This is a genomic window from Streptomyces prunicolor NBRC 13075 (genome assembly GCF_000367365.1).
GTDB lineage: Bacteria > Actinomycetota > Actinomycetes > Streptomycetales > Streptomycetaceae > Streptomyces > Streptomyces prunicolor.
The window spans coordinates 23,832-31,054 of the sequence record NZ_BARF01000157.1 but is presented as its reverse complement, the minus strand read 5'-3'; the positions used below and the strand labels follow the sequence as shown (position 1 = coordinate 31,054).

The window sequence follows — 7,223 nt, the reverse complement described above, 5'->3', positions numbered from 1 at the left end:
CACTCCGGGCGCGCGTCGGCCTGGATCGATGTGAGCTCGCGGACGGGACGTGTTGCCTTGTCGCTCGGTATCTGGTGGGCGCTGCTCGCCTTGGTTCTCTGGCTTCTGGGCAACGCAGTCGCACAGCCCGCCTCGCCGACCCGGTGCGCGGCTTCGGCGGTCATTCTCGTCGCTCTTGGGGAGGCCGGCGACTGGCTGCGTCGACGGTGGCGCGCCCATCGGTTCCGATGACCCCGTGCGGTGGCTCGGCATGCCCTTCGCGGCGGAATCCGGGCCAGTCTTGGTCGGCATGCGGACCGTGTCCGGGCGAGGCCCGGCGCTGGTGTAGTAAGCGGCCCGCGCCCGCTTGACGCATTCTCGGGTAGTGCCGTGCTCTGTGCCGTAGAGGTTCAGGGGTGGGCGGAGCCGGGAGATGAGCGTTGTCTCCAGAGGGACGGGATCGGGGCGCTCGCACCAGGTGAGGCGGAGGTGTTGGCGCATCCAGTCGGTAAGGCGTTGCTCGTCCTCGGGGATCAGGACGACGGGGTCGGTCCACGTGGTGCAGTACCCCTCGGTCGGCCTCAGCAACCCGCCCAGTGTGCGGCGCAGGGTGGACCGGCCTGAGTCCCTCAGATGGTTGGAGACGATGCGGGTCCGCAGCCGCTTGGCCTTGCCGAGATAGAGGAGGCGCTGCCCCGGATCGCTCTCATTCGCCGGCTCGCCGAAGGTGGCCAGCACCTCTGGCGCGGCCCACCAGGCGTACAGGCCCCCGGTGATGGGCAGGGCGGCGACTGCTGCGCCCAGGTCATGTGGCTTGGCGCGCAGGTCGGCCTCCGCCTGCAGCACGGTTGCGTCGAGCATGGGGGCACCTTAGATGTGGCGGAGCCGATCCGTCACAGGTTCGGTCGCTGTCGACGTCCGGCCGGAGTCCTTGGTCAGGATGCGGCGCGCCCGGCGTTCCACGAGGACGGGGACGTAGGTCCGGATGGGAAAACCCTTGAAGAAGGCGTGGGCGATGTCGACGGCGATCTCGATCTCGCTGGGTGTGCGGCTGTCGCTGTACGAGGTCTTGAGGTGGTCGGTGACGTGGTCGATGGCGACGTCCTCGTCGGGTTTGATCAGCATGACTCCCCTTGATGTCGGGGCTCGGTGAATTCCAGGGCGGGGCCCGCGACAGCGCCGTTGGACATTCCTCGGCGGGCCAGTTGCCCGCGTTGGCGGCACTGCCGCCGGGCCCCGATATGGGACGGTAGCAGAATAGTTCGGAAGCCGATATAATGCCGGGGTCATGTGCACGCAAATGACTCGCCCAGGACGGGAGTCGTTGGGCTGCTGAGCTCGCATGGGAGCGGGCCCGCCCGGAGGCCGTACGGTCACGGCCGGACGTCTGGCGGCTCGCGGTGCTTCGGGGTGTTCATGGGGCAGCTCTCCCCGCGCGCCTCGTCCGGTACGGGCGGCGGCCTGGTCAGCATGGTGCGAGGTCTGGGTACGGCGCTGGGCCTCGCGCTCGCGCTGCACCTCGGCGGCGGGACCTTGGCAGTCGCCGTCGGCTCGGCCTTCCCGGGGGCCGCATCGACCGGTTGCCGGGCGGGTGCGTACCCGGTGAGCTGGCATGCGGCCGCCGGGGCGCCCGACGCGTTGACGGCCGGTACGGAAGTCGTGGTCACCGCCGTGACCGCGACCGGGGCGGTTGCACTGCAGGCGTGCTGGCTGTTGGCAGTGGCGGTGGTGGCACCGCGTCAGGGCCGGCTGGGCGTCAGGGTGTTCCGCCGTAGCGGCGGGTAGGCCGGGCGGCCGGTGAGCAGCCGTTGGATGAGGAAGCCGAGTGCGAGGGTGGCGGCCCCGCCTGCCGCGTCGGTGACGAAGTGGTTGGCGGTGGCCAGGATGACGGTGAAGGTCGCCACCGGGTAGCAGGCGCCCAGTATGCGCACCCAGGTGCGGCGGGCGAGGAAAGCCAGAGTCAGGCCGGACCAGGCGGACCACGCGATGTGCACTGAGGGCATGGCGGCGTACTGGTTGGACAGCGACGCCACGTCGCCGGAAGCCCAGGAGCCCCAGGTGTGGTGGACGACGACCGTGTCGATGAACCCTTGCCCGGCCAGGAGGCGGGGCGGTGCGGTGGCACAGAAGGCGAAGCCGATCAGGGCCAGCAGGGTGGCTGTGTAGAGCGCCGTACGCACGGAGCGGTAGCGGCCGGGGTGGCGAACGTACAGCCACACCAGCACACCGAGGGTCACGCTGAAGTGCAGGGTGGCGTAGTAGTAATTCATCCCCACGATCAGCCAGCCGACCCCGTCGGCGACGTGGTTGACCGTGAGTTCGATGTTTACGTGCAGTTGCTGCTCGGCGTGCAGGATGGCGTGGGCGCGGTGCAGGGCGGCGGTGCGGTGGGCGGGGACGGCATTGCGGGTGAGGGTGTAGGCCCAGTAGAGCAGCGCGGTACAGACCAGCTCCGTCCATAGGCGGGACCGGTCCAGGGGGCGCAGTCTCGCGGGCAGCAGCGGACCGACATGCCACCAGGCAGGGGTTTCGCCAGCGGTGGCGGGTGTGGCCTCGGACATCGTGGTCACACCCGTTCCCTGCCGGACGGGCCATCCATGATCGATGTCAGCGCGTTCTTCCGATCCTCGCCGGGCGGGTGGGGGGCGTCGTCACCGCTGCGGGACCGGCGGGTGGTGAACAGATAAAGGAGCGAGCCGGTGAACAGCAGCAGGGAGGCGTAGTCGTTCAGGCGCAGGCCCAGGAAGTGGTTGGCGTGGTCGATGCGCAGGGCCTCGATCCAGGCCCGGCCCGTGGGGTAGGCGAGGACGTAGCAGGCGAACAGGCGTCCGCGGCGCAGGCGTTGGTGGTGCCGGGCGTCCAGCAGGAGCAACAGCGCCATGACGGCGAGGTCCCACAGGGACTTGTACAGGAACGTCGGGTGGTACAGGGCGACGGTGGGGCTGTCGGCGGGGCGGTGGGCCGGGTCGATGTACAACGCCCACGGCAGGTGTGTGGGGCGGCCGTACAGTTCCTGATTGAAGTAGTTGCCCCAGCGGCCGATCGTCTGCGCCAGCACCAGCCCTGGCGCGACGGCATCGGCGAAGTCGGACAGTCGGATGCCGCGGCGGCGGCATCCGAGCCAGGCACCCACCGCTCCGAGGGCCACCGCGCCGGGAATGCCCAGGCCGCCATCCCAGATGAACAGAGCGTGCAGAGGCTGCTTCCCGGCTGCGAAATACAACTCGGGGTCGGTGATCACGTGGTAAAGACGGCCGCCGAGGATCCCGAAGGGCACCGCCCAGATCGCGATGTCCGCGATGTCCTCGCGCCGGCCTCCGTGGGCTTCCCAGCGGCGGCCGGTCAGCCATACGGCGGTGAAGATACCGGCCAGGATGCACAGCGCATACGCGCGGACCGGGATCGGCCTCAGGTGCCACACGCCTTGGGAAGGGCTGGGCAGGTAGGCGAGGTTCATGGGCTCGACCGTTCTCGCGTGCGTGGGCAACCGGCCGCCGGGCCGGGGGAGGATCTGGCTGACAATACATCGGACACCGAAGTAATTGACGGGTGGGCATCCCGCCGGCCGAACAGGTGTACACGGCTGCCCCGGCTACCCTTGCCGCATGTCCGCCCAGCCCCGCTTTGAACTCCCGCTGTCCCGGCCCACCGCTGCGGCGTCGGACGCCCGGGTGCTGACCGAGGCGGTGACCCGGCTGCGTCGCGCGCTGCGGGCCTCGATCCGCACCGACTACCCTTGGGAAACCCTGCCCATGGCGCAGGTCGAGCTGTTGCAGGTGCTGAGCGAGCACTCGCCCGCCCGGGTCAGTGCGCTGGCTACGCGCCAGCGCCTGGCACTCAGCACCGTCAGCGGGCTGATCGGCCAGATGATCACTGTGGGGCTGGTGGTCCGCGAGGTCGATCCCGCCGACCGTCGCGCCGCGGTCGTCACTCTCACCGACGTCGGCCGCGAGCGGCTCGCGGCGTGGACCCGCGCCCACGAACGCCGCATGGACGTGGCGCTCGCAGCCCTCGGCGCCGCCGACCGCGCTGCCCTTGCCGAGGCGCTGCCTGCTCTCTTCCAGCTCGCCGAGAACCTGGGCGAGACGGGCGACGGCCCGCTGCCGGCCTGAAACACCGGATCAGGCTGCCGGCCGCAGAGGGCCGGAAGAGCTGCGTGCACGAGCCTCTACCCTGTCGCGCATGCCGCCCAACCCCCTCTTCTCCACCTAGTACTCCAGCAGGAATTCGCTGTCTGACCTGCGGGTTTCGCTGGGCGGCTGGAGTGTAGCGGGCTGTGGAGTGGTCAGGGGCGGTCTCACGGAGGCCGCCCCTCGAACGTGCGACAACGCCGCAGGTAATAACAGCGACGGGCGACTGTCTGGTGTTCGGGACGAAGAGGTCGTGGGTTCAAATCCCGCCACCCCGACAGCCAAATAGCAGTTCAGAGGGCCCTCACCGAATCGGTGAGGGCCCCCTCTGGCGTTGCTGCGTGTCTATCTGCGTGACTATCGCTTCCTGAGTGCCTTAGCGTCTACGGCTTCCGCGGATCGGCTCCGAAGATGCCGTCCATGACGACGGCCCCAGTCTGGATCACGGGCCGGATCTGCTTCCGGTAGACCTCCTCAGTCACAGCCGTACCCGAGTGCCCGACGAGCCGGGAGATCTCCTCCAAGGGGACGCCCCGGTCGGAGAGCAGCGACACGAAGCTGTGCCGGAGCTCCCGGGGCGTCCACTCGGCGGCATCGACACCGTTCACGTCTTTGAGCGCCTGGCGGAAAGCGCGCCGGACGTTGGCTGCATCGAGCGGCTTGCCCACTCCCGAGGAGAAGACGAGCCCGTGTTCCTCCCACTCCTCGTCAGCGACGAGCCGGTCCCACCCCTGCTCCTCGAACTGCTGCCACAGCGCTTCCACGCAGCGCGCCGGCAGGGCGAGGGTGCGCCGGGACTTCCGGGTCTTGGTGTCCCCACTCCGCCGGACCGACCGCCAGACGGCGATGTGCGGAGGCTGCGGCGGGTCGAAGTCCTGCCGCCCCTTCAGAAAGACATGGTCCCAGGTGAGCGCTCGCAGCTCCTCACTACGGGCCCCGGTCAGCAGCGCGACGACGATGTACGCGTGCATGGAAGTTCCAGCGGCCCCCTTCAGTACGGCCTCGGCCTGGACGAAGGTGAACGCCTTGGACGGCCGCCCCGCCTGCCCCCGCGGCACCGAGCACGGGCCGTCATGGCCCGCCCCCGGTTGATCAGTTGTTGTTGGGTTGGGTCGACGCCCGTTTGAGCCGGGCTCTGGCTTGTTGCTCCCAGGCGGGCGCGGCTGCCGGAGGCGCGGATGGTTCGGGTGCGCTCGTGGCGCTGCTGCGCCAGTTCTGCCCACACTGGTCGGTGTGCTGGTGGACGGTGTCTTTCTCGGGTGTGGCCGGCCAGATCTGCAGGAGGTAGTCCTCCGCCGGTTCGAATGCGACAGCGTCGTATCCGCGATCACGCCCGCGGGCGTGGACGCGTACCCGGTAATGGCCGGGCCCGAACGGGGTCAGCAGGGGCAGGTCGGGAGGATCGTCCATCATGGCGGCCACCTGCATCTGCCCGGAGACGGACTCGATGCTGTGATCCACCACCTCGTCCCACCCCGTGGTGTCCGGGCTCGTCACAGGCTGCTCGTACACCTGCACCTGCACGTTGACGACACCGCTGCTGGCCCCTACGAGCACCACTGCCAGCCCTGGTCTTGAGAAGATCAGGCCGTTCTCGGGACGGAAGGGGGGCTGGCGGTGCTGTCCGATGTCCGCCAGGTGGAAGGCGTGGTACTCCACCCGTACAAGTGCGGATGCCGCCGTCACCGGTTCGCTCATGCCAGGCATGCTAGACCGCGCCTCCTCAGTCGACGATCCATACCCGGAAGGCGTCTTTCTCGATGACCCGGTTGTCGGTGTAGAAGACGTTCAACAGGCTGCCCGCGCTGCTGTTCTCCGCCGCCGGGATCATGCAGGCGCTCCATCCGTCGGGTCCTGTGCTGCCGATGGGCAGCGCGGTGATCTGGCACCAGTCGAAGGTGCGGCCGGGATACGGCTGGGGCTGCGGGAGAGAGCCGGTATAGGCGCCTTGCCAGGTCGAGCGGAAGGGGTATTCGTCGCAGCTGTAGCCGGTGGGGCGAGGGTAGCCACCGCTGGAGAACTGCGGGCAGGCCGTGTTCCCGTTGCGGTCTCGCAGTGTCGCGTCGGTCAGCCGGTACAGAGGCTGACCGTCCGGGTAGGCGCCGGGCAGCCCGGATGCCTGGGCGTCGCGGATGTGGCGGGCGTAGTTGGGGGAGGAGCCGCTGAGGCTGACCACGTCGGTCGGCGCGTAGTCCGGGAAGACGCACCCGACGCTGGACACGCCCGGTACCGCGTTGTCGCAACGGACATCCATCGGCACCGGGATGCCGAACAGGCCGGTACCTACTGCCCATGAGGGGTTGTTGAACTCGTAGTAGATGGTGGTCCTGGCCGTTCCGGTGGCTCCGGCCGCCGTGGCCGTGGTGGTCGGCAGTGCCTCGCCCCAGGGCATGCTGCTCAGGGTGACGGGCTGTTCGGGGAAGTCGATGGCGGAGGCGGGCAGGGTGCAGTCCCCCACGCAGGTGGCGTCGCCCTTGACCGTGGTGCCGCTGATCTGTCCCCAGCCGTCGTACAGCAGGATCGACAGCTGATGGCCCCAGGTGGAGATGTCCTTCTGGGCGTAGACGTATTCGTCAGCCTGGTAGTAGAGCTGCCCGAGCAGTTCCTGGGTGCGGATGTCACGCACGTCCACGATCCACGTCTCGATCGCACAGGCGTGGAACCGGTCGAAGTACCAGGTGCCATCGCCGTCGGAGAGGTCGTAACACCAGTCGGGCAGCGACAGCGGGGTGCGGTCATCGGCGACTGCTGCGGCTCTCACCGCCGACGGCTTGTGAGGAGCGGCCGAACTGATGCACGCGGCCTTCGTCTTGCCCTGCTGCGCGAGCTGGTCGGCCTTCCCCGATTTCGCCAGCGCCTTGAGCTGGGGCAGGACTTTGGAACAGGAGCTGTCGGAAGCACTCAGAGCCTGGGCCTCAGGGCGGCCTGCCTTCTGCGGCTGCGGCGTGGGGAGTTCGGCCTGGGCCTGAGCAACAGTCTCCGGCGCGGTTGAGGGGGAACCGGGCTGCAGTGTGGCGGCGAGAGCTTGCGCGGGAAGGAGCGCAAGCGCCAGGGCAGTCAGGGTCGTTCTGAAAACGGATCTCACTGCTATCCCTTCGCAGAGTCGTGTGACGG

Annotated in this window: 8 protein-coding genes and 1 pseudogene; 2 read left to right on the top strand and 7 right to left on the bottom strand. The window is 69.0% G+C overall.

What is annotated here, in order from left to right; genetic code table 11:
* Together SPR02S_RS63740 and SPR02S_RS58515 are read right to left on the bottom strand one after the other, a co-directional pair.
* Positions 1-840, bottom strand: an 840-nt coding sequence (locus tag SPR02S_RS63740) for a GIY-YIG nuclease family protein (RefSeq protein ID WP_063746338.1), incomplete at its 3' end; no start/stop codon positions are given.
* A 9-nt stretch (positions 841-849) separates the two neighbouring features.
* A complete protein-coding gene (locus SPR02S_RS58515; RefSeq protein WP_019065252.1) occupies positions 850-1,104 on the bottom strand; it encodes a three-helix bundle dimerization domain-containing protein in 255 nt (84 codons plus the stop codon).
* Between the two features lie 291 nt (positions 1,105-1,395).
* On the opposite strand from SPR02S_RS58515, the gene SPR02S_RS65550 reads away from it, so the two are divergent.
* On the top strand, positions 1,396-1,764 hold the full coding sequence (locus SPR02S_RS65550) for a hypothetical protein (protein WP_043259132.1): 369 nt from the start codon (positions 1,396-1,398) through the stop codon (positions 1,762-1,764).
* Here SPR02S_RS65550 and SPR02S_RS53365 read toward each other — a convergent pair.
* Together SPR02S_RS53365 and lgt are read right to left on the bottom strand one after the other, a co-directional pair.
* Entirely contained in the window at positions 1,719-2,540 is an 822-nt protein-coding gene (locus SPR02S_RS53365) for a phosphatase PAP2 family protein (protein ID WP_245607789.1), read from the bottom strand. The genes SPR02S_RS65550 and SPR02S_RS53365 overlap by 46 nt on opposite strands.
* A 5-nt stretch (positions 2,541-2,545) precedes the next feature.
* On the bottom strand, positions 2,546-3,436 hold the full coding sequence (lgt, locus tag SPR02S_RS53360; protein ID WP_019065249.1) for a prolipoprotein diacylglyceryl transferase: 891 nt from the start codon (positions 3,434-3,436) through the stop codon (positions 2,546-2,548).
* 148 nt (positions 3,437-3,584) lie between these two features.
* On the opposite strand from lgt, the gene SPR02S_RS53355 reads away from it, so the two are divergent.
* Positions 3,585-4,091 (top strand): MarR family winged helix-turn-helix transcriptional regulator, encoded by a 507-nt coding sequence (locus SPR02S_RS53355; RefSeq protein ID WP_019065248.1) that lies wholly within the window; start codon positions 3,585-3,587, stop codon positions 4,089-4,091.
* A 401-nt stretch (positions 4,092-4,492) separates the two neighbouring features.
* Here the strand turns inward: SPR02S_RS53355 and SPR02S_RS53350 are convergent.
* From SPR02S_RS53350 to SPR02S_RS53340, 3 genes and pseudogenes are all read right to left on the bottom strand, one after another.
* A pseudogene (locus SPR02S_RS53350) lies at positions 4,493-5,173 on the bottom strand (site-specific integrase); the annotation flags it as partial.
* Between the two features lie 28 nt (positions 5,174-5,201).
* Positions 5,202-5,807, bottom strand: coding sequence for a hypothetical protein (locus SPR02S_RS59445; protein ID WP_019065246.1), 606 nt, complete (start codon positions 5,805-5,807; stop codon positions 5,202-5,204).
* A 25-nt stretch (positions 5,808-5,832) separates the two neighbouring features.
* On the bottom strand, positions 5,833-7,194 hold the full coding sequence (locus SPR02S_RS53340) for a NucA/NucB deoxyribonuclease domain-containing protein (protein ID WP_019065245.1): 1,362 nt from the start codon (positions 7,192-7,194) through the stop codon (positions 5,833-5,835).
* Positions 7,195-7,223: the final 29 nt, after the last annotated feature.

What these genes read in the sequence shown, in the direction of transcription:
- SPR02S_RS58515 (WP_019065252.1), bottom strand. Translation starts at nt 1,104, where the DNA reads ATGCTGATCAAACCCGACGAGGACGTCGCCATCGACCACGTCACCGAC.
- SPR02S_RS65550 (WP_043259132.1), top strand. Translation starts at nt 1,396, where the DNA reads ATGGGGCAGCTCTCCCCGCGCGCCTCGTCCGGTACGGGCGGCGGCCTG.
- SPR02S_RS53365 (WP_245607789.1), bottom strand. Translation starts at nt 2,540, where the DNA reads ATGTCCGAGGCCACACCCGCCACCGCTGGCGAAACCCCTGCCTGGTGG.
- lgt (WP_019065249.1), bottom strand. Translation starts at nt 3,436, where the DNA reads ATGAACCTCGCCTACCTGCCCAGCCCTTCCCAAGGCGTGTGGCACCTG.
- SPR02S_RS53355 (WP_019065248.1), top strand. Translation starts at nt 3,585, where the DNA reads ATGTCCGCCCAGCCCCGCTTTGAACTCCCGCTGTCCCGGCCCACCGCT.
- SPR02S_RS59445 (WP_019065246.1), bottom strand. Translation starts at nt 5,807, where the DNA reads ATGAGCGAACCGGTGACGGCGGCATCCGCACTTGTACGGGTGGAGTAC.